Genomic DNA, 22224 nt, shown 5'->3' on the forward strand with positions numbered 1-22224 from the left:
CCATGAAGCATTTCGACGAAGCCGCCACCCGTGCGCCGCTGGCCTTCGACCGGCTGGTACCCGCGCTGCGCGCGGCCTTCGCGGCGGGCGCCCAGGTGCCGCCGCGCCACGTGCACGCCATCGACACCACAGCCGGCGCCAGCGGCAGGGGCACCGTGCTCATCATGCCGGCATGGAGCGACGCGGGCTTCCTCGGCATCAAGACGATCAACATCTTCCCTGGCAACAGCGAGCGCGGACTGCCCGGCCTGCATGCGACCTACGTGCTGTACGACGCGTGCACCGGCGTGCCGCTGGCGATGATGGACGGCAACGAGATCACCGCGCGCCGCACGGCCGCGGCCTCGGCGCTAGGCGCGTCGTTCCTGGCGCGCGCCGATGCGCGCCGGCTGCTGGTGCTGGGCACCGGCCGCATCGCACGCATGCTGCCCGCCGCGCATGCGAGCGTGCGGCCCATCGACGAACTGTGGGTGTGGAACCACCGGCCGGAAGGCGCGCAAGCGCTGGCCGCGCAATGGCGCGCCGAGGGCTGGAACGCGCGGGCGGCAACGGATCTGGAAGCCGCCGTGCGTCAGGCCGACATCGTGAGCTGCGCCACGCTAGCCACCTCGCCGCTGGTGCGCGGCGAGTGGCTGGCACCGGGCTCGCACCTGGACCTGATCGGCAGCTTCACGCCCGCGATGCGCGAAGCCGACGCTCGGTGCTTCGACGGCGCCCTGACCTGGGTCGACACCGAGGAGGCGCTGCAGAAATCCGGTGACCTGCTCGACGCGATGGCCGCCGGCACGCTGCGCGCGGATGAGGTGCAGGGCACGCTGGCGATGCTGTGCCGCGGGGAGCACCCTGGCCGCACGAACGATGCCGGGCGCACCGTGTTCAAGGCCGTCGGCAGCGCGCTGGAAGACCTGGCCGCTGCCACGCTCGTGTGGCAATCAGGCGACGCCATCTAATACTTATGGCTTGTTTTCCGCTGTGTTTTCCTACATCCGGATACGTCTTGTAGCCAATAGCGCACGCAGCGCATCGCGAGTACCGTGCTCCTCACGCCATCGAATCGGGGGGCACGACATGCTGAGCACCGAACACAAAGCCAACATCCTGCGCAAGGCCGGATACACCGTGCCCGCAGGTCCGGGAAACCCCAACAGCCCCTACCAGACGGCCCAGTGCTGGGCGAAAGCGATCGACACGCTCTACGTGACGTACGCCGCCAGCCGCGCAGCCAAGAGCCTGCGCGACGCGGAAGAGGCCCGGATGCTGGCGCTGCTGCAGCTGCGCTCGGCCAAGGCCTGGGCCTGACGGCCCGTGCGGCCTCAGGGCTTCTTCTGCTTTTCGGGCGCGTCGCCGCTGCCGCCGCGCGAGAGCTGGCCCGCCTTCATGGCCTCGCGGTTCGCCGCACGGCGCTTGGCGGCGGCGGCCCGGCGCTCTTCCCTCGACATTTTCGGTGCGGTCGTCGCGCGCACTTCGCCCTCCTGCATCTGCGGCCCACGGGCGGCGGCTGCGCCATCTGCGCGGCGCTCCTTGCGAGCCTCGGCGCGCTCCGCCCTGGTGGTGGGCGCCACGGGTCGCGCCTTGCCCTGCGCCGGATCGGCTTCGCCGGAAGACTGTGCGGACGCCACCTGCACGACCATCATCTGAGCCAGGGCCAGGCAAGCCGGCACGAGCATTTTTTTCATTGCGATGACCTTTCAGCACCCGCGACGGCACGGGGCCGGGGCATTGTGGTCAGGGTCCGGGGGCGGTGTCCACACCGGCAACCCGCATGCCGATGGAGCTTCAGTCCGTACGCTGGCGGTCGCCCAGATAGGCCAACACCAGCCTGAGGAGTTCGGTCCTCATCGCCGGAGCATCCAGGTCGCCGCGGCGCGCCGCCGCGTGGACCGCGCCTTCGACCGCGGACGAGAGCATGCGGGCCGCGATGTCGGCATCGGCGCCGTCTCCCGGCCCACCGCTTTCAACGACGAGTGCCCGGTAGCGGCGCTGGTATTCGGCCTCGAACTCGGGGTAGGTCGAGCGCGCGGCGAGCGGCACCTCGTCGACGAGCACGCGGTGCAGCGCCTGGTCGACCGAATGGGCGGCGATGACCCCGTCGACGAAGCGCTCCACGCGGCGCGAAAGCGGAGCCGAAGCGTCGACATCCGCATCGGAACCGTTCAGCGCCGCCAGCACCTCGTCGAGGTGACGCTGCCGTATCGCCTCGGCGATGGCCAGCTTGTCCGGGAAGTACTGGTAGAGCGAGCCGACGCTGACGCCAGCCACCGCCGCGATCTCGTTGGTGGTGAACCGCGCCCATCCGCGGCGCGCCAGAACGCGAGTTGCGGCCTCGACGATGGCGTCCACCGTGACGCGCGAACGCTGCTGCCGGGGCGCTTTGCGCATGGTCCTGCGCTGTGGGGGAATGCGAGTACCCAAGTTCGAGGCTCCACTCAAGAATGGGAGCGCACGCCAGGCGTGCGTTCAACTGTCCGAAGGGAGATTGTGATGAGTACGCAGACGCTTCTGGCCTCGCTGTTCCGCTACAAGGCCTGGGCCGACGAGGGCCTGCTGGCGGCCCTGGCCGATCTGGCGGCCAACGGCCCGGCCGACGAGTACCGCGCGGCCGCACGCGTGCTCAACCACGGCCTCATCGTCGACCGCATCTTCGTCGCTAACGTGCAGCGCAAGGCACACGGCCACACCGCGACCGGCGCGCCCGAGCCGCCGCCGCTGGAAACGCTGGCCGAGGCGGTGCGGGAAACCGATCGCTGGTACATCGACTACGTCGCGCGCCTGAACCCGCGCGAGCTGGAGGAAGGCATCGAGTTCACCTTCACCGACGGCGCGCCGGGCCGGATGTCGCGCGAGGAAATGCTGGCCCACGTGGCGACTCACGCGGGCTATCACCGTGGAGAAGTCGGCCGGATACTGACCCGGCTCACGGGCTCGTCGCCGCCGGACACCTTCACCGGCTTCCTTCATCGGGCCGAACCCGCTCGCCGCGAGCGCAACGCATAGCGGCGGCGTCTCCCGTCCTCGGGGGCCACGGCCCGCCGGCTTACTTGCCTTGTGCCGATTGCAGCACCGGGTTCTGCATGGTCGAGATGACCTTGCTGTTGACGCGCGAGCCGCTGGTCACGTTCTGGTCGGGCGCCGCGGCGGTGGCCATGGCTTCCTGGTAGACCTGCGCCGGGTCGCGGCTGGAGGTGAACGGGTCCGCGCCGCGCGAGCCGCGCGTCACGTTCTGGTTGGGCGCGTGGGCGGTCTCGACGGCCTGCCTGTACATGGCTTCGGCATCGGCCGTGGACGTGAACGGATCGGCGCCGCGCGAACCGCGCGTGACGTTCTGGTCCTTGGCGTGGGCGGCGGCGATGGCTTCGGCTTCGACGGCTTCGCGCGTGCGCTGCTGGGCCTGGGCAGGCACGGAAGCGATGGCGAGCAGGGCGAGCGTGGCATCGAGAGCGATCTGGGAGGTCTTCATGGTTCGGTCTTTTCTGTGAGTTGCCTGTCGGTCCGTAAGAGGCTTGCCCGGGGATACGGGAAAACCCTGAGCGAGGCTATTCAGCGCAAAAGGCAGATCCGTGACGCCCCCGCCCCGAGCACCGGCTCTCGCGCGCGCCCTGCAGCCTCTGCGAACTTCTGTTAACCGACGCGGCCCGGTCCGCCCGTTTCCTGCGCCGCGAACGCACTTCGGGCTTGCGCGCGGGCCATCGCTTCTGAGACAGTCGCCCGGGCCACACCCGGACCGCCCCCCGTCTCCATCGGAAAGAACGAAGGGAAAACCGCAACCATGGGAATGTTCGACTTCCTGAAGAAGAAACCCGCCATGCCCGAGACGCTCGAGGAAGGCATGGCCTCGCAGGCCAAGGACTTCGTCGGCGCCTTCTCGCAGCCCGGCGCGCCCATCGACGGCTCCCGGCTCGACTACACGGCCCCCTCGCTGGCGCTTGTCGACCGCGTGCTCGACGACTTCTTCAAGCAGCAGGCGCCGCTGCCGGACGATCTGCACTTCCTCGCATCGGCCTACGTCTTCGAGGTCGCGCGCCGAGAGTTCGGCGGGCGCTATTTGCGCGGCGACGAGGACAACCCCTTCGTGCTCGTCATCGGCGAGGGCGAATCGCAGGTCGGCGTGTGCGTGATGGGCAAGGTGCGCGGACGGGCCACCAACGGCCCCGAGGACGACCTGGGCTTTTTCTACGCCGGCATCGCGCCCACGGTGGCACGCGGCGTGCGCGCGACCATCATCTGAAGCCACGGCGCCGGCCGCGGTCACAGCCGGCTGCTACCCGCCGCGCCCTGCTCCTTCGAATAATCCGGAAACGGCCCGCGCCCGGTGCGCCGGGCCGCATTCCAACCTCATCCGAAGGAGACAAGAGACATGGCGCGCAAGATCCTGATGCTCTGCGGCGACTACGCCGAAGACTACGAAACCATGGTGCCTTTCCAGGCCCTGCTGGCCGTGGGCCACACGGTGCATGCGGTGGCGCCGGACAAGAAGGCCGGCGACTGGGTCCACACCGCCATCCACGATTTCGAGGGTGCCCAGACCTACAGCGAAAAGCCGGGCCACCGCTTCACGCTGAACGCCAACTTCGCCGACGTCCGCCCTGAGGCCTACGACGCGCTGGTCATTCCGGGCGGCCGCGCGCCGGAGTACCTGCGCATGAACACCCGCGTGGTTGAGATCGCGCGCCACTTCCTGGCCGCCGACAAGCCGCTGGCGGCGGTGTGCCACGGCGCCCAGCTGCTCGCGGCCACGGGCCTGCTCAAGGGCCGCAAGGTGTCGGCCTATCCGGCCTGCCAGGTGGAGGTGGAACTTGCGGGCGCCGAGTACATGGGCATCCCGGTCGACCAGGCCGTGACCGACCGCAACCTGGTCACCGCGCCCGCATGGCCGGCGCACCCGGCATGGCTCTCGCAGTTCCTCGTGGTGCTGGGCACGCGCATCGAGCATTGAACTCCCGGCGGGCGGCGCGGCGCGGCGCTACAGTGCGGCGTCGCCACCTTCCTTCAAGCAAAGGAGACAGCCACCATGTGCGAAGTCTTCATCAGTGCCGATCCGCAGAGCTATGACGCGCGCACGCGCTCGGTGCGGCTGCACGGCGTCGTCACCAGCATCCGGCTGGAGAACCTGTTCTGGCAGGTGCTGGAAGAAATCGCGCGGCGCGACGGCATGGTCGTGGTGCAGCTCATCGAGCGGCTCTACGACGAGCTGGTGGCCGCGCGCGGCGAAGTCGGCAACTTCGCCTCGTTCCTTCGGGTGAGCGCCCTGCGCTACGAGGCGCTGCTGGCGCAGGGGCGCATTCCCGCCGACAACTCGGTGGCGATCCGTTCGCTCGATGCCAAGGCGGTGCTGCACGAGCTGCCCGAGGGCTGGGGCAGCCCTCTGCCTGACCAGGCGCGCGTGCACACGCTGCACGTGGCAGCGCGGCGCCAGGCCTAGCGATCAGTCCAGCGAGACGTTCGCCTTGCGGATCACGTCGGTGAAACGCTTCGTCTCGCTCGCCACGAACTCGTCGAACTGCGGGCGCGTGGTCGGGAAGGGCTCGTAGCCGAAGCTCTTGAACTTCTCCAGCACGTCGGGCTCTGCCAGCCCCTTCTCGATGTCGCGCTTGATCTTCTCGGTGACCGATGCGGGCAGGCCCTTCGGCACGGCGATGGCGTTCCAGCCGATGACCTCGAAGCCCTTCGGGCCGCCCGACTCGCCGACCGTCGGCACGTCGGGGAAGGCCGCCACGCGCTGGGGCGCGGCAGCGGCCAGGAAGCGCAGCTTGTTCGCGCGCTGCAGCGGGCCGGCGGTGGCGCTGCTGCCCAGCGCGAAGGCCAGCTCGCCGGTGGCGACCGAGGTGTAGAGCTGCGTGGTCTCCTTGTAGACGATGTGCTCCATCTGCGTGCCGGTGGCCGACTCGAAGAGCTCCGAGCCCAGGTGCACCGGATTGCCGACCGACCAGGAGCCGTAGTCGAGCTTGCCGGGGTTGGCCTTGGCGTCGGCGATCAGGTCGCCGATGGTCTTGTACTTGCTGTTGGTGGCGACGGTGAAGAAGAAGTAGGTCTTGAACAGCGGCAGCAGCGCGTCGAAGTCCTTGGCGGTGTCGTAGGGCAGCTTCTTGAAGAGCGCCGGGTACGCGGCAAGGTGAACGTTGTCGAGCACGATGATGTCGTGGCCGTCCTTCGCGCCGCGTTTGAAAGCGTCGATGGCGATGAAGCCGTTTCCACCGGGGCGGTTCTCGACCACCACCGGCTGGCCCCACGCGCGCGAGAGCTTGTCGGCCACCAGCCGCGCCACGCCGTCGGGTCCGCCGCCCACCGGGAACGGCGTGATGATGCGCACCGGCTTGGTGGGAAAGGACTGCTGTGCGAGGGCCGTTGTGGGCAGCAGCGCCGCTGCGGCCAGTGCGAGCGTTGCGAGGCCAGCGCCGCGGCGCGTTGTCTTCCTGGTCGACGTGTCGTTCATCCTCTGATCCTTCTCTTTCATCCTCTTCGGTTAAAAAAATGCCATCGGGCCGCTGTTGCTGCGGCTGCCGATGGCCTTGTCTTCTTGCTTCTCTGGTTGTTTTCGTTGCGTGGCCGCCCGATCGGCGGCGCTGTTGTCGTCAGACGCGCTCGAGGATCACCGCGATGCCCTGACCCACGCCGATGCACATGGTGCAAAGCGCATAGCGGCCGCCGCCCTTGTGCAGCTGGTTGACCGCGGTGGTGGCAAGGCGCGCGCCGCTGGCGCCCAGCGGGTGGCCCAGCGCGATGGCGCCGCCGTTGATGTTGACGCGCGCGTCGTCGTCCTTCAGGCCCAGCAGGCGCAGCACGGCCAGGCCCTGCGCGGCGAAGGCTTCGTTGAGTTCGATCACGTCGATCTGGTCGAGCTTCAGGCCGGTGAGCGCCAGCACCTTCTGCGTGGCGGGCGCGGGGCCGATGCCCATCACGCGCGGCGCGACGCCGGCGGTGGCCATGCCGACCACGCGGGCGCGCGGCGTGAGGCCATGCTTGGCGGCGCTGGCTTCGTCGGCCAGCAGCAGCGCGCAGGCGCCGTCGTTCACGCCGCTGGCATTGCCGGCGGTGACGGTGCCGTCGGGGCGCACCACGCCCTTGAGCTTGGCCAGCGACTCGAGGCTGGTTTCGCGCGGATGCTCGTCCTTGTTGACGATGATCGCGTCGCCCTTCTTCTGCGGCACGGTCACGGGCACGATCTCGGCGTCGAAGAAGCCCGACTTCTGCGAGGCCACGGCGCGCAGCTGCGAGTTCAGCGCCATCAGGTCCTGCGCTTCGCGCTCGATCTTGTAGTCGGTGGCCACGTTCTCCGCCGTCTCGGGCATGGAGTCGACGCCGTACTGCGCCTTCATGAGCTTGTTGACGAAGCGCCAGCCGATGGTGGTGTCGTACACCGCGTTGTTGCGGCTGAAGGCGCTCTCGGCCTTGGGCATGACGAAGGGCGCGCGGCTCATGCTTTCGACGCCGCCGGCGATCATCAGGCCCGCTTCACCGGCGCGGATGGCGCGTGCCGCGGTGCCCACGGCGTCGAGGCCCGAGCCGCACAGGCGGTTGATGGTGGCGCCGCCGAGTTCGATCGGCAGGCCCGCCAGCAGCGCCGACATGCGCGCGACGTTGCGGTTGTCCTCGCCGGCCTGGTTGGCGCAGCCATAGAGCACGTCGCTCACGGCCTGCCAGTCGACGTTCTTGTTGCGCTCCATCAGCGCCTTCAGCGGCACGGCGCCGAGGTCGTCGGTGCGCACGCTGCTGAGCGAGCCGCCGTAGCGGCCGAAGGGGGTGCGAACGGCGTCGCAGATGAAGGCTTGGTTGGTCATGGATGTCTCTGTTTGAGGAAAGTTGAATTCGGGTACCGAACGCAGAGGGCGCGAAGGTTACGCGAAGGTCGCAGAAGGAAAACCATAAAAGGCTTTCATGGTCTTCTCTGCGACTTCTGCGTAGTTTTTGTCTTCCTTCTGCGTTCGGCTGTCCGCCTTAAGCGGCGATGGGCAGACCCACGAGCTTCTCGAGCTCCTCGCGGCTCAGGCCGTCGACCAGGTCGACGAGCTTCAGGCCCTGCGGGGTGCATTCGAGCGTGGCGAGGTCGGAGTACACGCGCTTGACGCAGCCGATGCCGGTCAGCGGATAGGTGCATTCCTTGACCAGCTTGCTCACGCCCTGCTTGGTGAGCAGGTCCATCATGACCCAGGTCTGCTTGGCGCCGATGGCGAGGTCCATCGCGCCGCCGACGGCGGGAATGGCGTCCTTCTCGCCGGTGTGCCAGTTGGCGAGATCGCCGGTGGCCGACACCTGGAACGCGCCGAGCACGCAGATGTCGAGGTGGCCGCCGCGCATCATCGCGAAGCTGTCGGAGTGGTGGAAGAAGGAGCCGCCCGGCAGCAGCGTGACGGGCTGCTTGCCGGCGTTGATGAGGTCGTAGTCTTCCTCGCCGGCCTCGGGCGCGGGGCCCATGCCGAGGATGCCGTTCTCGCTCTGCAGGATGACTTCGCGGCCCTTGGGCAGGTGGTTGGCCACCAGCGTGGGCTGGCCGATGCCCAGGTTGACGACGGCGCCGTCGAAGATGTCCTGCGCCACGCGGGCGGCGAGCTGGTCCTTGGTGCGGCGGGTGTAGTTCGTGCTCATGGTCATGCTGCCTTCTTGAAGCCGCCGGCCTGGGTGGCGACGCGTTCGATGCGCACCACCTGGTGCACGAAGATTCCCGGGGTGACGATGGTTTCGGGGTCGAGGGTGCCGAGCTCGGCGACGTCGTGCACGGTGGCGATGGTCTTCTTCGCGGCCATGGCCATCACCGGGCCGAAGTTGCGCGCCGCCTTGCGGTAGACCAGGTTGCCCCAGCGGTCGCCGCGCTCGGCCTTGATGAGCGCCACGTCGCCGTGGATGGGGTATTCGAGCACGTACTGCTTGCCGTCGATCTCGCGGGTCTCGCGGTTGCCCGCCAGCTGCGTGCCGTAGCCAGTGGGGCAGAAGAAGGCACCGATGCCGGCGCCGGCGGCGCGGATGCGCTCGGCAAGGTTGCCCTGGGGCACGAGTTCGAGCTCGATCTTGCCGCTGCGGTAGAGCCCGTCGAACACCTGGCTGTCGGCTTGGCGCGGGAAGCTGCAGATGATCTTGCGCACGCGGCCGGCCTTGAGCAGCGCCGCGAGGCCGGTCTCGCCGTTGCCCGCGTTGTTGTTGACGACGGTGAGGTCCTTGGCGCCCTGCTCGACGAGGCCCTCGATGAGTTCGTTGGGAATGCCGGCGGTGCCGAAACCGCCGATGAGAACCGTGGCGCCGTCGGGGATGCCAGCCAGGGCATCGGCGACCGAGCGCGCGATCTTGTTGATCATGAAGCCTGTCTCCGGGAGTGAAGAAAGAGAACGAAGAAAAGAACCTGCCTGAACGCTCCGGCCGATTCTGCGAATTGCCGATTTGTTCGTCTAAAGAACATTTGTTCGTATAATGAATTCTAGAGAGGAAGACGAACCATGGCAACCCACCCGTCACAACCCGAAACACCGGCCCCCGGCGACAGCTACGTGCAGTCCTTCGCGCGGGGCCTGCAGGTGATCCGCTCGTTCAGCGCCAATGCACCGCACCAGACGCTCAGCGAGGTGGCCGCCGGCAGCGGGCTGACGCGCGCGGGCGCACGGCGCATCCTGCTCACGCTGCAGACGCTGGGCTACGTGGTGACCGACGGCAAGCTCTTCACGCTCACGCCGCGCATCCTCGACCTGGGCTTCGCGTATCTGTCCTCGATGCCGATCTGGAACCGCGCCGAGCCGGTGATGGAAGCGCTGGTGCAGCAGGTGCAGGAGTCCTGCTCGGCCGCCGTGCTCGACGCGACGGACATCGTCTACGTGCTGCGCGTGCCGACCAAGAAGATCATGCACATCAACCTGGGCGTGGGCTCGCGCCTGCCGGCCTACTGCACCTCGCTGGGCCGGCTGCTGCTGGCCGACCTCGACGACGACGAGGTGCGCGCGCGGCTCGAGGCCTCGAACATCGAGGCGCTGACCAAGCACACGCTGACCGACATCGACGCGCTCATGGCCAAGGTCGCGCAGGCGCGCAAGCAGCAGTGGTGCCTGGTGAACCAGGAACTCGAGGAAGGCCTCATCTCGGTGGCCGCACCCGTGGTCGACAGGCAGGGCCGCATGGTGGCCGCACTCAACATCAGCGGCCAGGCGAACCGCACCAGCGCGAAGGCGATGCAGGAGACCATGCTTCCCGCGCTGCGCGAAGCGGCGGACCGGGTCTCGCGGATGCTCTGAGCGAGGCCGATCCGCGCTGGACAGGACCGAACGACGCAAAACGAACGACGGGAAGCGAACGACGGAGAGCGAAAGCCGAAAGGACATTCACGGACAGGTCACATCGACTTCCTAGATTGCACCCCTCACAACAACACCGGAGGGTCCCGATCATGTCCAGTCGCTTCATCTCGCTCAGCCTGCCGCGCCATATCGCAATCGCGGCCATCGCATCCGCAGTCCTCGCCGCATGCGGGGGTGGCGGCAGCGGAAGCGGCATCGTCCTTCCGCCCGTGGCGGGGATACCCGCTCCTTCGCCTGCTCCGGCGCCCGCCCCGGCCCCTGCTCCCCAGCCGTCGCCGGATCCTTCCGCGGGACTGCCGCACAAGCTCACCGGCTGGGCCTCGCTGCCCGCGTCGTTCCGCCAGCCCGGCCCGACCACCGGCCAGTTCATCACCGCCGCGCTCGGCGTAACGCCGCCCTTCGTCGACGGCCAGCCGCTTCCAGGTTTCTCGGCACTGCTGAAGAACGACGACGGCACCTGGACCGCCATGCCCGACAACGGCTACGGCAGCAAGAGCAACTCCGGCGACTTCGTGGTCGGCTTCTACAACGTCAGCATCGACTTCCGCACCGCATCCAACGGCACGACGGTGCCCGGCACCGTGAAAGTCAACAGCCACGTCGCCTTCAACGATTCCAAGGGCTTCCTGAAGGACGGCAAGGGCGTCGACCTGAAGATCACCGCCGACTTCGCCAACTACCAGACGGTCTCGGGCAACAACCTCGTCGACAGCGGCAAGCCGGTGGATCCGCGCATCGTCAGCGGCCGCCTGCTGACGGGCTTCGATCTCGACGTGGAGTCGATCGCCCGCGCGAAGGACGGCACATACTTCGTGGGCGAGGAATTCGGCCCCTACATCCTTCACTTCGACAAGGACGGCACGCTGATGGGCGACCCGGTGCCGCATCCCTTCCTGCGCAGCCCCTCCAACCCGCTGGTGATGAACGAAGGCGCCACGGTGACTTCGCTTTCGAGCCGCGGCTTCGAGAGCCTCGCCTTCAACGGCGACAAGACCCGCCTCTATGCGGTGCCCGAAGCGGCGCCTTCGCTGGCGTCGCTGCGCCCGGTGGCCGATGACGAGCGTTACCTGAACTTCCTCGAGTTCGATCCCGCCTCGATGCTCTACACCGGCAAGAACCCGGTCTACAAGAAGGACGGCCCCGCCAAGGACAACCAGATCGTCATCGGCGACATGACCAACATCGGCGGCAACAGGTTCGTGCTGATCGAGCGCGACAGCCTCTACGGCTCGAAGGCCGTGGTCAAGCGCCTCTACATGGTCGACCTCGACGTGAAGGACGCCGACGGCGTGCTGAAGAAGACGCTGCTGGTCGACCTGCTGAACATCTCCGACCCGGACGACATCGGCGGCCCGCTGGCCAACGTCGCGAACGGCAAGTTCAGCATGCCCTTCGACTCGGTCGAGAGCGTCGAGGTGGTGGACGACTACACGCTCGCCGTCGCCATCGACACCAACTTCCCGACCGAGGACAGCCGCGTGCCCGGCAAGCCGGACGACACCGAGATCATCACGATCCGCTTCGAGCAGCCGCTGTTCAAGCGCGCCGCGTCGAAGACCTGAAGACGAGCCCGGTGTGGAATCCGGAGGGCATCAGCCCTCCGAGTGGATGCCCTTCATGATGATCACGCCACCCAGGCGCGTGGTGTCGGCGCGCATGCGCTTGGCCAGCGTGTCGGGCGAACCGGGCTGGGCCTGCCAGCCGGTCTTCAGCAGCGCCTGGCTCACGTCAGGCGAGCTGATGACTTCGACCAGCGCTGCATTGAGCTTGGCGACGGCCGCGGGCTTCATGCTCGCGGGCGCGGCCAGCGCGGTCCAGATTTCCAGGTCGGCGCCGCGCACGTCGGCGTCGCGGATGGTGGGCAGTTCGCCCGCCAGCGGACTGCGCTCGGGCGAGGTCACGCCGATGGCCTTGATCTTTCCCGATTTGATGTGCGGCAGCGCGAGGCCCGGCGGCAGCAGCGCCAGCTGAATCTCGTTGGCCAGCAGCCCCGCGATGACCTGCGGATTGCCGGTGTAGGGCTTGTGCTGCGCGGTGATGGCCGCGCGGCTCTTGATGAGCTCCATGCCCAGGTGGCCCACCGTGCCCACGCCCGGCGTGCCGTACTTGCCGCCGCTGCCGAGGTTGCGCACCCACAGCAGTTGCTCGGCCGATGTCTTGCCCGTGGCGCTGCCCGATACCGCCAGCACCAGCGGCGCGGTGCCGATCAGGCCGACCGGCGCGAAGTCTTTCTCGGGGTCGAAGGTCAGCGCGGGGTTGAGCAGCTTCGCGATGGTCAGGTTGCCGTTGATCAGCGCTCCGACGGTGTGATCGTCGGTGGCCTTCGCCACCTGGTCGGCCACGGTGTTGCCGCTGGCGCCGGGCTTGTTCTCGACGATCACCGGCTGGCGCAGGATCTTCGACAGCGGCTCCGCGATGGCGCGCGCCGCGAGGTCGGGCGATGCGCCAGCGGGAAAGCCCACGAGGATGTGAAGGGGCTTGGTCGGCCAGGAAGCCTCGCCGGCGCTGTTGTTGCGTTGCTGCTGAGCCCACGAAGTCTTCGCAAGCAGCGAAGCGGCAATGGCTGCCGCGCCGCCTTCGAGCAGGCGGCGTTTGGTGATCGTCAAGATGACTCCAGGAGAGTGAGAAGAACGGGAACGTGCTTACATTGTGTTTACACAACGTTACAGGACGACGATGTTTTTCGCAAGTCCGAAGTGCCTTCCCGTCAGGGTCTCTCGTGTAGGAAAGTACTAGCGCACCGCCGATGTGCCAAGCAGTTTTCGCTGCGTGGGGAACAGCGACCAGCCCCAGCGCTGCTGCGCATATCCCCACAGCCCCTGCTTGAAGAACAGCGTGACGAGGATCGCGAGCAGCCCGAGCCCCAGCAGGTACCAGGTGCCGTAGTCGCTCAGGAACTTGTTCAGCGCCCAGAAGATGAGCGCCCCCACCAGCGGCCCCTCGATGCGCCCGATGCCGCCGATCACCACCATGAAGATGGCGAAGGCCGTCCAGTTGACGCTGAATGCCGCATCAGGGCTGATGCGCAGGTTGCCCACGAAGTACAGCGCGCCCGCGAGCCCCGCGCCGAAGGCCGCGACCACGTACACCGCGAGCTTCATGCGCGCCACAGGTATGCCCTGCGACTCCGCGGCCACTTCGTTGTCGCGTATCGCCAGCAGCGCCAGCCCGCGCTTGCTGCGCAGGAACAGGTACACCAGCGCAACCGCCGCGACCACGCAGGCCAGCGCCATCCAGTAGGTCGTGCTCTCGCGCATCGCCTTGTCGATGCCGCGCAGCGCGGTCAGCGTGGTGCCCGAGCCGCCGCCCACCGCCGACGCGTTGGCGAAGCTCAGCCTGAACACCTCCGCGATGACCCAGGTGCCGATGGCGAAGTAGCCGCCCGAGAGCCGGAACGCGACGAAGGACACCGGCACCGCCACCACCCCCGCCGCCAGCGCCCCCAGCGGGATCGCCACGAAGGGATTCACGCCCGCGAAATTGCCCAGCATCAGCATCACGTAGCCGCCGAAGCCGAAGAAGGCCTGCTGCCCGATGCTCACCATGCCGCCGTAGCCGGCGAGCAGGTTCCACATCATCGCGAAGATGAAGTAGCAGGCGATCTCGACGAACTCGCGCATCCAGCTCGACTCGCCCCACAACGGCAGGCTCGCCGCGACGAGAACGATGGCGATGCCGGCGATCAGCGCCGCGCGGCTCGCGGCCGTCGCACGTTCGACCGCGACGATGGGAGGAGGCATGTTCGTCATCCGCGCGTCCTTGGAAAGAGTCCCTGCGGCCGCAGCACCAGCACGGCGAGGAACACGATGTGCCCGAACCAGATGCCCCAGCCCGGGTCGAGCCTGAAGCCGATCTGCTGCGTGATGCCCAGGATCATCGCGCCCGCCAGCGTGCCCCAGAAGGAGCCCATGCCGCCGATGATCACCGCCTCGAAGGCGAAGAGCAGCAGCAGCGGCCCGTCCGAAGGCGACACCGTCGTGCGCATGCCCTGCAGTGCTCCGGCGATGGCGATGAGCACGAAGGCGATGGCGGTCGCGAGCGCGTAGACCTTCTTCGCGTTCAGCCCCATGAGCTCCGCGATCTCGCGGTCGTCCGACACCGCGCGGAACGAACGCCCCAGCGCCGTGCGCGCGAAGAGCCATTGCAGCGCGCCCGTCGCGGTCAGCGCCACGGCCAGCACGACGAGCGGCAGCACGCCCACCGACATCGCCTCGCCCAGCGCGACGCCCTGCGTGCTGAGGCCGCCGGTCTCGATCGCGCGCGGGTCGGCCGAGAACAGCTCCAGCAGCAGGTTCTGGATCACGATCGACAGGCCGAAGGTGACGACCAGCGAGGGAAGCGGATCTTTTCCGAGCGTGCCGTTGAGTACGTAGCGCTGCAGCAGGTAGCCGAAGCCGAAGGCAACCGGCAGCACCGCGAGCGCGACCAGCCATGGCGCCTCGCCGCCCGTCAGCGACATGCCCGCGATGACCGCGAACGCGCCGAGGATGATGAAGTCGCCCTGCGCCGTGTTGGTGAGCCGCATCACGCCGAACATCAGCGACTGCCCCAGCGCGAAGAGCGTGTAGAGGCCGCCGAGCAGCGCGCCCTGGACGAGGGTCTCAAGCATGGGCCGCCTCCGCGATGCCGAAGTAGGCCTGCGAGATCTGCTCGCGCGTGAGGTCGGCGGAACGGCCTTCGAGCGATACGCGGCCTTCCTGGAAGCAGTAGACGCGCTGCGAGACCTGCCGCGCCATGGTCACGTCCTGCTCGACGATGACGACGGTCATGCCTTCCGCGGTGATGGCCGGCATCGCTGCATAGATCTCGCGGATGACGATGGGCGCGAGGCCCAGCGAGAGTTCGTCGCACAGCAGCACCTCGGGGTTGCTCATCAGCGCGCGGCCGAGCGCGACCATCTGCTGCTGCCCGCCCGAAAGCGAAGTGCCCGGCTGGTTGCGCTTCTCGGCGAGGATGGGAAAGAGCGCGTACAGCCGCTGCAGGTTCCACGGCCCCTTGCGCGAAGGCGTTGCGCCCATCAGCAGGTTCTCCTCGACGCTGAGGCTCGGAAAGAGCCTGCGGCCCTCGGGAACCATGGCGAGCCCGCGGCGCACGATGTCGCCCGGCGGCAGGCCGCCGATGGGCTCGCCCTTGAAGCGGATCGCGTCGCGCGGCGAGCGCACCAGGCCCGTGAGGCTCTTGAGGAAGGTCGACTTGCCCGCGCCGTTGGCGCCGATGATGGCCACCAGCTCGCCGCGCTCCAGCGAGAAGTCGATGCCGAAGAGGGCCTGCGCGTCGCCGTAGAAGGCCTTCAGCGCACGGGTGTCGAGCAGCGCGCTCATGCCTCCATCCCCATGTACACGCGCCGCACCTCGGGGTCGTTCATCACCGCGCGCGGCAGGCCTTCGGCGAGCTTCTGCCCGAAGTTGATGACGAACAACCGGTCCGCCAGCGACAGCAGCGCATGCACGACATGCTCGATCCAGATCATCGTCACGCCGCGCGCCTTGATGCGCTTGAGCTCGCCGACCAGCACCGCGGCCTCGGGCTCCGTGAGGCCGCCCGCGATCTCGTCGAGCAGCAGCAGCTTGGGCCGTGTCGCCAGCGCGCGCGCCAGTTCCAGCCGCTTGCGGTCGAGCAGGGTCAGGCCGCCCGCCGGCTTGTTCGCATGCGCCATCAGGCCCGTCTGTTCCAGCACCTCGTGCGCAGTGCCCCAGGCCTCGCGCTCGGTCTGCTGCCCGCCGAAGCAGGCGGCGGTCACGAGGTTCTCGAACACGCTCATGTTGCCGAAAGGCTGCGGCACCTGGTAGCTGCGGCCGATGCCGGCATGGCAGCGCTGGTGCGGCTTCAGCCGCGTCACGTCGCGGCCGGCATATTCCACGCGCCCGGCGTCGACGCGCACGTCGCCCGAGATCAGGTTGAACAACGTGGTCTTGCCCGCGCCGTTGGGCCCGAGGATGCCCAGCGTCTCGCCCTCGGCCACCGCGAGCGTGATGTCGTCGGTGACCTTGAGCGCGCCGTAGGATTTGCTCACGGCATGCAGTGCCAGCAGCGTCATGGCGTTCCCGGGTTCACAGCGGCCGCAGCTTGCCGCCGGTGGGAATGCTGGTCGCCGCCTCGTTGTTCACGATGGTCAGCTCCACCTTGTACTTGCTGCCCTTGCCCCACTGGCCGAGCACCAGCGGCGTCTTGCTGACATTCTTGAACGGCCCCTGCCCGCCCCACTTCACCGGCCCGACCACCGAGTTGATCGCGGTCGATGCCACCGCGTCGCGCACGTCCGAAGCCTTCAGCGACTTCGCACGGCCCAGCGCATTCGCCGCGACTTCGAAGAGCGCGTGCGCGAAGCCGATGGGCTGGGTCCACTGCTTCTTCGTGCCGGCCTCGTAGGCCTCGGCCAGCGCTTTCGCGCTCTGCTGCGTGAGGCTCGAGGTGAACGGGTGCGAAGGGCTCCACCACACCTCGGTCGAGAGGCCGTCGCCCAGGTCGCCCAGCGCCTCGATCGCGCCGGGGAACAGCAGCGCCTTGCCCAGCGTGATGACCTTGGGCTTGAAGCCCTGCTGCCGCGCCTGCGTGAGGAAGGTCTTGGCGTCGGGCGGGATCACCACGCCCGTGACGATCTCCACGCCCTCCTTCTTGAAGGCCGCGATCTGCGCGCTGAAGTCCTGCGTGCCGTTCTGGAAGCGGCCCGGGTCGGTGAGCGTGAAACCCATCTGCGAGAGCGGCTTGGGAAAGCCCAGCTCCTTGTCGCCCCAGGCGTTGCCGTCGCCGTCGTTCGGGAACAGGCCACCCACCTTCTTGTTGGTGGCGAGCGTCTTCCAGCCGTTGGTGAAATTGGCGATGACGTCCTCCAGGCCCCAGAACATGTGATACGTCCAGTTGAAGCCTTTCGCCGGGTCGCCCTTGCGGCCGAAGAACCACGGCTGCCACGGCACCACGCTGGAGATGCAGGGCACCTCGTTGAGTTCGCAGGCGTCGCTCACCGGATTGGCGGTCTCCGGCGTGCCGGCCGTGAGCACCAGCGCGACCTTGTCCTTCAGGATCAGGTCGTTCGCCACCTCGCCCGCGCGGTTGGGGTTCGACTGGCTGTCCTTCAGCACGATCTGCACCGCGTACTTCTTTCCGCCGACGCTGATGCCGTCCTTGAACGCCGCCTTCATCTGGTCGATGACCCACTTGTCGGCCTCGCCGAAAGGCGCGAGCGGCCCGGTCTGCGGCGACACGTAGCCGATCTTCAGCGTGTCGGCCGCGAACACCAGCGGTGCCGCGCCCGATGCCACCAGCGCGGCCGAGGCCTGCGTGAACTGTCTGCGGTTGAATGCCATGGTTGTCTCCGTTTCTTCTGTCGTTTTCTTCTTTCCGCCGCTTCAGGGGGTCAGCGCGCGAAGTGCGGCGGAATCTGCGCGTCGACGTTCACCCACACGCTCTTGACCTGCGTGTACTCGCGCATCGCGTCGAAGCCCATCTCGCGGCCGTAGCCGCTCTGGCCGACGCCGCCGAAGGGCGAGCCGGGGTTCACGCGCTTGTAGCTGTTGATCCAGACCATGCCGGCGTGCAAGTCGCGCGCGACCTTGTGGGCGCGCTGCAGGTCGCGGGTCCACAGGCCGCTGCCCAGGCCGTAGTCGGTGCCGTTGGCGATCTGCATCGCCTCCTCGTCCGACTTGAAAGTGAGCACGGTGACGAACGGGCCGAAGACTTCTTCCTGCGCGACGCGGTCCTTGTACGACTTCGCTCGCATCACGGTGGGTTCCACGTAGCAGCCTTTGGCCAGGTCGCCTCCGGGCGACCTGCCGCCCGCCAGCAACTCACCGCCTTCGCCCAGCGCCACGTCGACATAGCTCAGCACGCGCTCGCGGTGCTGCGCGCTGGTGAGCGGCCCCATCTCCGTCGCGTCGTCCAGCGGGTTGCCCAGGCGGATCGACTTGGCGAGCGGAATGAACTGCGCGAGGAATTCGTCGGCGATCTTCTCGTGCAGCATCAGCCGCGAGCCCGCGATGCAGGCCTGCCCCTGGTTGTGGAAGATGGCCCATGCGCTGCCGTTGACGGCCGCCTGCAGGTTCGCGTCCTCGAAGACGATGTTCGGCCCCTTGCCGCCGAGTTCCAGCTGCACCTTCTTCAGATTGCCGGCGCTGGCCTGCACGATGCGCCGGCCGGTGGCTGTGCTGCCCGTGAAGGCGATCTTCGCGATCTCCGGATGCTCGCCGATGTACTGGCCCGCCACGCTGCCGAGCCCCGGCAGCATGTTGACCACGCCGGGCGGCAGGCCGGCCTCGGCCATCAGCTCGGCGATGCGCAGCGAACTCAGCGGCGTGATCTCCGCCGGCTTCATCACGATGCAGTTGCCAGCCGCGAGCGCGGGCGCCATCTTCCAGCTGGTGAACATCAGCGGGAAGTTCCACGGCACCACCTGGCCGACGATGCCGACGGGCTCGCGCAGCGTGTAGTTGAGGAAACCCTCTTCCACCGGGATGGTCTCGCCCTGGAACTTGTCGGCCATGCCGCCGAAATAGCGGAAGCACGCGGCGGTGCGCGGCACGTCGAGGCGGCGCGAATCGCGGATCGGATGGCCGGTGTCCAGCGATTCGAGGCGCGCGAGTTCCTCGGCATTGGCCTCGATGAGGTCGGCCAGCTTCAGCAGGATGCGGCCGCGATCGGCGGCGGCCATGCGGCTCCACTTGGGAAAGGCACGCTTCGCCGCGGCCACGGCCTTGTCGACGTCGGCCTTGCCGGCGAGCGCCACGTCGACGATGGGCGTGTTGTCGTGCGGGTTCAGCGTGGCGAGGGTCTCGCCGGACTCGGCGTCGACGAAGCGGCCGTCGATGAAGAGCTGGCGGCGAATGGGCGTGCGCAGGCCTGCCGAAGCGGCGATGTCATTGGGGTTCATGTCTTTGCATTCCTCCCTCTCCCCTTGGGGAGAGGGTCGGGGTGAGGGGGCGTTCAGGGCGCAGCGGCGACCCTCACCCCAGCCCTCTCCCGCTCGCGGGAGAGGGGGCCATTCAGAACTGGACCGGAATCTCCGGCGACTCGCCCTTCTGGATCTCGTAGACCAGGCTGGGCGAGCCGTTCTCCCACACCAGCAGCATCGAGCGCTTGGGGCTGAAGCCCTGGTGGCGGCAGTAGGCGGGCATGGCGGCCATGTCGCCGGCCTTCATGATCACGCGGGCCATGGGCCTGCCGGTGTTCTTGTCGCCGCAGTCCCAGTGGATCTCGTCGGTCATCTGGAAGAACCACTCGACGCGGTCGTTGCCGTGGATGATCGGCAGGATGTGCTCCTCGGTGGTCGGGCACATGTAGCTGTGCTTCACCACCGAGGTGAAGCTCGGGTTCCAGGTGACCTGCGAGCGGCTCAGGAAGCCGAAGAGATTGAAGGCGTGCACCTCGTTCTCGAAGCCGGGCTCGGGGTGCAGCTCGGGCTGGCCCTGCGGCACGTCGGCAAAAGCGCGGTTGACCGGCGCGCCGCGCTCGTCGCTGCGCAGGTCGAGGTCGCCCTTCAGGCCCACGCAGCGCTTGGCGAGCTCGCGCGCCCTGGTGATCTTGGCGGTGTTGTTGCCGTTCTTGCGGCCATAGGGCGAGCCGGTTTCCTGCGGCGCGGCGAAGGGGTCGAAGCTCTCGTTCGTCCAGTCGTCGAGCATGGCCTCGAAGGTGGCGCGGATCTGCGCGGTCGGGAAGTTCTCCAGCAGGTCGATGCCCGCTTCCTTCATGGTGCCGTTGAAGCTGCCGGCGTACAGGTCGACCGACTCGTAGTGGTTGACGGTGCCGAACACGTCATCGAAGTTGACCCAGCCGTAGAAGAAGCCCCACGCCACGTCGCGCATCAGCGCGCGCAGGTAGCTGCCGGCGTCCATGGTGTGGCTCATGGGTCGGCCGTCGCGGGTCTTCCAGCCGATGTGCACGAAATACTCGTCGCGGCGGAAGCTGAAGCTGCCGAGAGAGAAGTCCTTGTAGCCGAGCGTGGTGTCGGGCTGCGACGCGATCACCTTGGCGAGTTCTGCGGGTGCGTTCATGGTGTTTTCCTTGTCTGGTCGAACAGGTGGCCTGCATCCTTCGTGGAACACCGCGGAACCGGCTTTGCCGGGCCGCAGGTGTTGCCCCCGGTAGGGGGTTGGCGTAGCGACACGAAGTGCGCGAAGCCTGGGGGCGAGTCAATGTGCTTGGCAGATGTCGGCCCACTTCTCGATCGAGAGATCGCCCTTGCAGCTCTGCAGCACGATCACGCCCGGCTCGCCGGCATTGCGGAACTGGTAGGCGGTGTTCTTGGGCAGCAGCCCCTGGTGGCCGCGCGAGAGCTTCATCCAGCCCATCTTCTTTCCCCTGGGCTCGCCCTTCACTAGCACGGCGCCGTTCTTGTCCTTGTCGGCCACCGCCTGGCTCTCGTCGAGCTGCACGAGGTGCACCTCGACGTCGCCGTCCATCACCAGCGCGAACTCGTCGTGCGCGCAGGTGTACCAGGGCGAGGCGCCTTCGGCGCGCAGCGTCTCCAGCACGTAGATCTGGTTCTGGCCGAACACGACCTTCTCGTACGGCTTGCTGAGGCTCGCGATCTCGAAGCAGTTCGAAAAGGCGTAGTGGCGCACGTCGTCGTCGATGGGCTCGACGTGGCCCTTCTCGAAGTGCTTGAGGGATCCGAAGCGGGTCTTGTAGGTGGCGGTGGATTTGGCGGCTGTCATGGCTTGTCTCCTTGGGTGAGCGAACTCTAGGAGCCATGCGGCGGCACCGGTAGGGACCAGTTTGGAAGAGGATTATTCGGAGCTTCCGAATAATCGCTGGGGTTTACCCCGGTTCGGCCTGCTCACCAAGAGCGAGTCATAGGACTTGTTCGCGAGACGCCGCGGAACCGGCTTCGCCGGGCCGCTGGCGTCGCCCCCGGCGAGGGGGTTGGCGCAGCGACACGAAGTGCGCGAAGCCTGGGGGAGTACCTAGGTCATCCGCTGGTGCGGCTGAACTCGATGAGCTCCGACGGGATGAGGCCACGCTCGATCAACGTCGCATCCCACGGAGGAACGCGCGTAAACCGGGTGGCGATGTGCTCGATGAAAAGGCGCAGCTTCAGCGCATTGCGCGAGGTGCCGGCATACACCGCGCTCAGCGAGAACGACGACAGCTGGTGGTCGGCCAGCACCACGCTGAGTTCGCCGCGTGCGATGGCGTCACCCGCCACCAGCGTGGGCAGGCAGACGATGCCCGCATGCTCCAGCGCATATTCGCGCAGCAGGTGCACGCTGTTGGTCAGAAGCGCCGCGGCGAGGTAGATGGTGGTCTGCTCGCCGCCGTGGTGGAAGGTCCAGCGGTCGCGCGTGGGGTAGCCCGAATAGAGGCCCAGCTTGTGCCGGTGCAGTTCGCGCGGCGTGGCCGGCGTGCCGTGTGCCTTCAGGTACGCCGGCGTGGCGCACAGCACCCGCCGCACAGGGAAGAGCGGCCTGGCCACCAACTCCTGCGAGGCCGCGGGAAAGATCTGCAGCGCGCAGTCGACGCCCGCCTTCACCGGGTCGGCCACCGCGTCGCTCACGATCAGTTCCAGGTGGATGTCGGGGTAGGTCGACTGGAACTCGCGCAGCAGCGAGGCGAAGCGTCCCAGCACCATGCCGGTCAGCGCATGCACGCGCAGCGTGCCAGAGGGCGTACCGCGCGCATCGCGCATCTGGTCGACGATGCTGTCGGCGCGGGCCACCAGCTCGGTGCAGTCGCGCAGGAAGGCCTGGCCCATGTCGCTGAGCCGCACCACGCGCGTGCTGCGATGGAAGAGCGGCGCGCCGAGGAACTCCTCGAGCTGCTTGACCCGCGTGGTGACGACCGAATTGGCCACCCGCAGCTGCCTTGCGGCTTCGGCGAAGCTCTGGGTCTGCGCGACACGAACGAAAGTTTCAATGCTTTGGAGGCGGTCCACGGCGGCACTGTACTGCGGGGCCGCCCTGCGCGGGGGCTTCGGGCGGCGTTGCGGGCAAGCCTAAAGGCCGCGAAAGCCCCGTCATCCCTG

General features: G+C 67.9%; 25 protein-coding genes. 8 read left to right on the forward strand and 17 right to left on the reverse strand.

The features are described 5' to 3' along the window. Positions 1-2 precede the first annotated feature (2 nt). Together ABL844_RS27085 and ABL844_RS27090 are read left to right on the forward strand one after the other, a co-directional pair. Complete coding sequence (locus ABL844_RS27085) at positions 3-950, forward strand: ornithine cyclodeaminase family protein (RefSeq protein WP_418129612.1); 948 nt, start codon at positions 3-5, stop codon at positions 948-950. 118 nt (positions 951-1068) lie between these two features. After that, positions 1069-1299, forward strand: a complete 231-nt coding sequence (locus ABL844_RS27090; RefSeq protein WP_126025617.1) for a hypothetical protein — start codon at positions 1069-1071, stop codon at positions 1297-1299. 14 nt (positions 1300-1313) lie between these two features. On the opposite strand, the gene ABL844_RS27095 is transcribed toward ABL844_RS27090, so the two are convergent. After that, positions 1314-1676: a hypothetical protein gene (locus ABL844_RS27095; protein WP_418129613.1), complete on the reverse strand. Its 363-nt coding sequence runs from the start codon at positions 1674-1676 to the stop codon at positions 1314-1316. A 100-nt stretch (positions 1677-1776) separates the two neighbouring features. Then, complete coding sequence (locus tag ABL844_RS27100) at positions 1777-2379, reverse strand: TetR/AcrR family transcriptional regulator (RefSeq protein WP_184640752.1); 603 nt, start codon at positions 2377-2379, stop codon at positions 1777-1779. A gap of 102 nt (positions 2380-2481) precedes the next feature. Between ABL844_RS27100 and ABL844_RS27105 the strand changes: the two genes are divergently transcribed. Then, positions 2482-2994, forward strand: coding sequence for a DinB family protein (locus ABL844_RS27105; RefSeq protein ID WP_418129614.1), 513 nt, complete (start codon positions 2482-2484; stop codon positions 2992-2994). Between the two features lie 40 nt (positions 2995-3034). On the opposite strand, the gene ABL844_RS27110 is transcribed toward ABL844_RS27105, so the two are convergent. Then, complete coding sequence (locus tag ABL844_RS27110) at positions 3035-3457, reverse strand: hypothetical protein (RefSeq protein WP_418129615.1); 423 nt, start codon at positions 3455-3457, stop codon at positions 3035-3037. Positions 3458-3766: 309 nt separating this feature from the next. Between ABL844_RS27110 and ABL844_RS27115 the strand changes: the two genes are divergently transcribed. The 3 genes from ABL844_RS27115 (at position 3767) to ABL844_RS27125 (ending at position 5419) form a co-directional block, all read left to right on the forward strand. Continuing rightward, complete coding sequence (locus tag ABL844_RS27115; protein WP_418129616.1) at positions 3767-4225, forward strand: hypothetical protein; 459 nt, start codon at positions 3767-3769, stop codon at positions 4223-4225. 129 nt (positions 4226-4354) lie between these two features. Next, positions 4355-4933, forward strand: coding sequence for a DJ-1/PfpI family protein (locus ABL844_RS27120; protein WP_126025623.1), 579 nt, complete (start codon positions 4355-4357; stop codon positions 4931-4933). 75 nt (positions 4934-5008) lie between these two features. After that, a complete protein-coding gene (locus ABL844_RS27125; RefSeq protein WP_369660838.1) occupies positions 5009-5419 on the forward strand; it encodes a ribbon-helix-helix domain-containing protein in 411 nt (136 codons plus the stop codon). Between the two features lie 3 nt (positions 5420-5422). On the opposite strand, the gene ABL844_RS27130 is transcribed toward ABL844_RS27125, so the two are convergent. The 4 genes from ABL844_RS27130 to ABL844_RS27145 all read right to left on the reverse strand — a co-directional run bounded on the left by ABL844_RS27130 (position 5423) and on the right by ABL844_RS27145 (position 9284). Then, positions 5423-6430, reverse strand: a complete 1008-nt coding sequence (locus ABL844_RS27130; protein ID WP_418117862.1) for a Bug family tripartite tricarboxylate transporter substrate binding protein — start codon at positions 6428-6430, stop codon at positions 5423-5425. A gap of 139 nt (positions 6431-6569) precedes the next feature. Further along, positions 6570-7775, reverse strand: a complete 1206-nt coding sequence (gene pcaF, locus ABL844_RS27135) for a 3-oxoadipyl-CoA thiolase (RefSeq protein WP_418129617.1) — start codon at positions 7773-7775, stop codon at positions 6570-6572. Between the two features lie 157 nt (positions 7776-7932). Further along, a complete protein-coding gene (locus ABL844_RS27140; RefSeq protein ID WP_126025627.1) occupies positions 7933-8586 on the reverse strand; it encodes a 3-oxoacid CoA-transferase subunit B in 654 nt (217 codons plus the stop codon). Then, complete coding sequence (locus ABL844_RS27145; RefSeq protein ID WP_418129618.1) at positions 8583-9284, reverse strand: 3-oxoacid CoA-transferase subunit A; 702 nt, start codon at positions 9282-9284, stop codon at positions 8583-8585. The genes ABL844_RS27140 and ABL844_RS27145 overlap by 4 nt, the downstream gene beginning before the upstream one ends. Positions 9285-9422: 138 nt before the next feature. Between ABL844_RS27145 and ABL844_RS27150 the strand changes: the two genes are divergently transcribed. Beyond that, a complete protein-coding gene (locus ABL844_RS27150; RefSeq protein WP_126025628.1) occupies positions 9423-10208 on the forward strand; it encodes an IclR family transcriptional regulator domain-containing protein in 786 nt (261 codons plus the stop codon). A gap of 152 nt (positions 10209-10360) precedes the next feature. Continuing rightward, positions 10361-11833: an esterase-like activity of phytase family protein gene (locus ABL844_RS27155; RefSeq protein WP_418129619.1), complete on the forward strand. Its 1473-nt coding sequence runs from the start codon at positions 10361-10363 to the stop codon at positions 11831-11833. A gap of 30 nt (positions 11834-11863) precedes the next feature. Here the strand turns inward: ABL844_RS27155 and ABL844_RS27160 are convergent, their stop codons facing one another. The 10 genes from ABL844_RS27160 to ABL844_RS27205 all read right to left on the reverse strand — a co-directional run bounded on the left by ABL844_RS27160 (position 11864) and on the right by ABL844_RS27205 (position 22134). Continuing rightward, positions 11864-12877 (reverse strand): Bug family tripartite tricarboxylate transporter substrate binding protein, encoded by a 1014-nt coding sequence (locus ABL844_RS27160; RefSeq protein ID WP_126025630.1) that lies wholly within the window; start codon positions 12875-12877, stop codon positions 11864-11866. A 126-nt stretch (positions 12878-13003) separates the two neighbouring features. After that, on the reverse strand, positions 13004-14020 hold the full coding sequence (locus ABL844_RS27165; RefSeq protein WP_418129620.1) for a branched-chain amino acid ABC transporter permease: 1017 nt from the start codon (positions 14018-14020) through the stop codon (positions 13004-13006). Then, positions 14017-14880, reverse strand: coding sequence for a branched-chain amino acid ABC transporter permease (locus ABL844_RS27170; protein WP_418129621.1), 864 nt, complete (start codon positions 14878-14880; stop codon positions 14017-14019). The genes ABL844_RS27165 and ABL844_RS27170 overlap by 4 nt, the downstream gene beginning before the upstream one ends. Next, positions 14873-15592 carry an ABC transporter ATP-binding protein gene (locus ABL844_RS27175; protein WP_184640761.1) on the reverse strand — a complete coding sequence of 240 codons (720 nt, stop codon included), beginning with the start codon at positions 15590-15592 and terminating at the stop codon, positions 14873-14875. Before ABL844_RS27175 ends, ABL844_RS27170 begins: the two co-directional genes overlap by 8 nt. After that, entirely contained in the window at positions 15589-16308 is a 720-nt protein-coding gene (locus tag ABL844_RS27180; protein ID WP_184640762.1) for an ABC transporter ATP-binding protein, read from the reverse strand. The genes ABL844_RS27175 and ABL844_RS27180 overlap by 4 nt, the downstream gene beginning before the upstream one ends. Before the next feature lie 13 nt (positions 16309-16321). Continuing rightward, positions 16322-17575 (reverse strand): ABC transporter substrate-binding protein, encoded by a 1254-nt coding sequence (locus ABL844_RS27185; protein WP_418129622.1) that lies wholly within the window; start codon positions 17573-17575, stop codon positions 16322-16324. A gap of 50 nt (positions 17576-17625) precedes the next feature. Beyond that, entirely contained in the window at positions 17626-19089 is a 1464-nt protein-coding gene (locus ABL844_RS27190; protein ID WP_418131962.1) for an aldehyde dehydrogenase family protein, read from the reverse strand. A 157-nt stretch (positions 19090-19246) separates the two neighbouring features. Then, positions 19247-20254, reverse strand: a complete 1008-nt coding sequence (locus ABL844_RS27195) for a hydroxyquinol 1,2-dioxygenase (protein ID WP_418129623.1) — start codon at positions 20252-20254, stop codon at positions 19247-19249. 138 nt (positions 20255-20392) lie between these two features. Beyond that, a complete protein-coding gene (locus tag ABL844_RS27200) occupies positions 20393-20917 on the reverse strand; it encodes a hydroxyquinol 1,2-dioxygenase (protein ID WP_369660832.1) in 525 nt (174 codons plus the stop codon). A gap of 254 nt (positions 20918-21171) precedes the next feature. Continuing rightward, positions 21172-22134, reverse strand: coding sequence for a LysR family transcriptional regulator (locus tag ABL844_RS27205; RefSeq protein WP_418129624.1), 963 nt, complete (start codon positions 22132-22134; stop codon positions 21172-21174). Positions 22135-22224 lie beyond the last annotated feature (90 nt).

Source organism: Variovorax sp. 278MFTsu5.1, assembly GCF_048305045.1.
In the GTDB taxonomy this organism is placed as follows: domain Bacteria; phylum Pseudomonadota; class Gammaproteobacteria; order Burkholderiales; family Burkholderiaceae_C; genus Variovorax; species Variovorax guangxiensis.

Bases quoted from the DNA above. Each gene is read 5' to 3' on its own strand.
- ABL844_RS27200 (WP_369660832.1), bottom strand. From the start codon at position 20,917: ATGACAGCCGCCAAATCCACCGCCACCTACAAGACCCGCTTCGGATCC.
- ABL844_RS27170 (WP_418129621.1), bottom strand. From the start codon at position 14,880: ATGCTTGAGACCCTCGTCCAGGGCGCGCTGCTCGGCGGCCTCTACACG.
- ABL844_RS27140 (WP_126025627.1), bottom strand. From the start codon at position 8,586: ATGACCATGAGCACGAACTACACCCGCCGCACCAAGGACCAGCTCGCC.
- ABL844_RS27175 (WP_184640761.1), bottom strand. From the start codon at position 15,592: ATGAGCGCGCTGCTCGACACCCGTGCGCTGAAGGCCTTCTACGGCGAC.
- ABL844_RS27115 (WP_418129616.1), top strand. From the start codon at position 3,767: ATGGGAATGTTCGACTTCCTGAAGAAGAAACCCGCCATGCCCGAGACG.
- ABL844_RS27090 (WP_126025617.1), top strand. From the start codon at position 1,069: ATGCTGAGCACCGAACACAAAGCCAACATCCTGCGCAAGGCCGGATAC.
- pcaF (WP_418129617.1), bottom strand. From the start codon at position 7,775: ATGACCAACCAAGCCTTCATCTGCGACGCCGTTCGCACCCCCTTCGGC.
- ABL844_RS27195 (WP_418129623.1), bottom strand. From the start codon at position 20,254: ATGAACGCACCCGCAGAACTCGCCAAGGTGATCGCGTCGCAGCCCGAC.
- ABL844_RS27150 (WP_126025628.1), top strand. From the start codon at position 9,423: ATGGCAACCCACCCGTCACAACCCGAAACACCGGCCCCCGGCGACAGC.
- ABL844_RS27180 (WP_184640762.1), bottom strand. From the start codon at position 16,308: ATGACGCTGCTGGCACTGCATGCCGTGAGCAAATCCTACGGCGCGCTC.
- ABL844_RS27125 (WP_369660838.1), top strand. From the start codon at position 5,009: ATGTGCGAAGTCTTCATCAGTGCCGATCCGCAGAGCTATGACGCGCGC.
- ABL844_RS27145 (WP_418129618.1), bottom strand. From the start codon at position 9,284: ATGATCAACAAGATCGCGCGCTCGGTCGCCGATGCCCTGGCTGGCATC.
- ABL844_RS27165 (WP_418129620.1), bottom strand. From the start codon at position 14,020: ATGACGAACATGCCTCCTCCCATCGTCGCGGTCGAACGTGCGACGGCC.
- ABL844_RS27185 (WP_418129622.1), bottom strand. From the start codon at position 17,575: ATGGCATTCAACCGCAGACAGTTCACGCAGGCCTCGGCCGCGCTGGTG.
- ABL844_RS27120 (WP_126025623.1), top strand. From the start codon at position 4,355: ATGGCGCGCAAGATCCTGATGCTCTGCGGCGACTACGCCGAAGACTAC.
- ABL844_RS27100 (WP_184640752.1), bottom strand. From the start codon at position 2,379: ATGCGCAAAGCGCCCCGGCAGCAGCGTTCGCGCGTCACGGTGGACGCC.
- ABL844_RS27085 (WP_418129612.1), top strand. From the start codon at position 3: ATGAAGCATTTCGACGAAGCCGCCACCCGTGCGCCGCTGGCCTTCGAC.
- ABL844_RS27105 (WP_418129614.1), top strand. From the start codon at position 2,482: ATGAGTACGCAGACGCTTCTGGCCTCGCTGTTCCGCTACAAGGCCTGG.
- ABL844_RS27130 (WP_418117862.1), bottom strand. From the start codon at position 6,430: ATGAACGACACGTCGACCAGGAAGACAACGCGCCGCGGCGCTGGCCTC.
- ABL844_RS27155 (WP_418129619.1), top strand. From the start codon at position 10,361: ATGTCCAGTCGCTTCATCTCGCTCAGCCTGCCGCGCCATATCGCAATC.
- ABL844_RS27095 (WP_418129613.1), bottom strand. From the start codon at position 1,676: ATGAAAAAAATGCTCGTGCCGGCTTGCCTGGCCCTGGCTCAGATGATG.
- ABL844_RS27110 (WP_418129615.1), bottom strand. From the start codon at position 3,457: ATGAAGACCTCCCAGATCGCTCTCGATGCCACGCTCGCCCTGCTCGCC.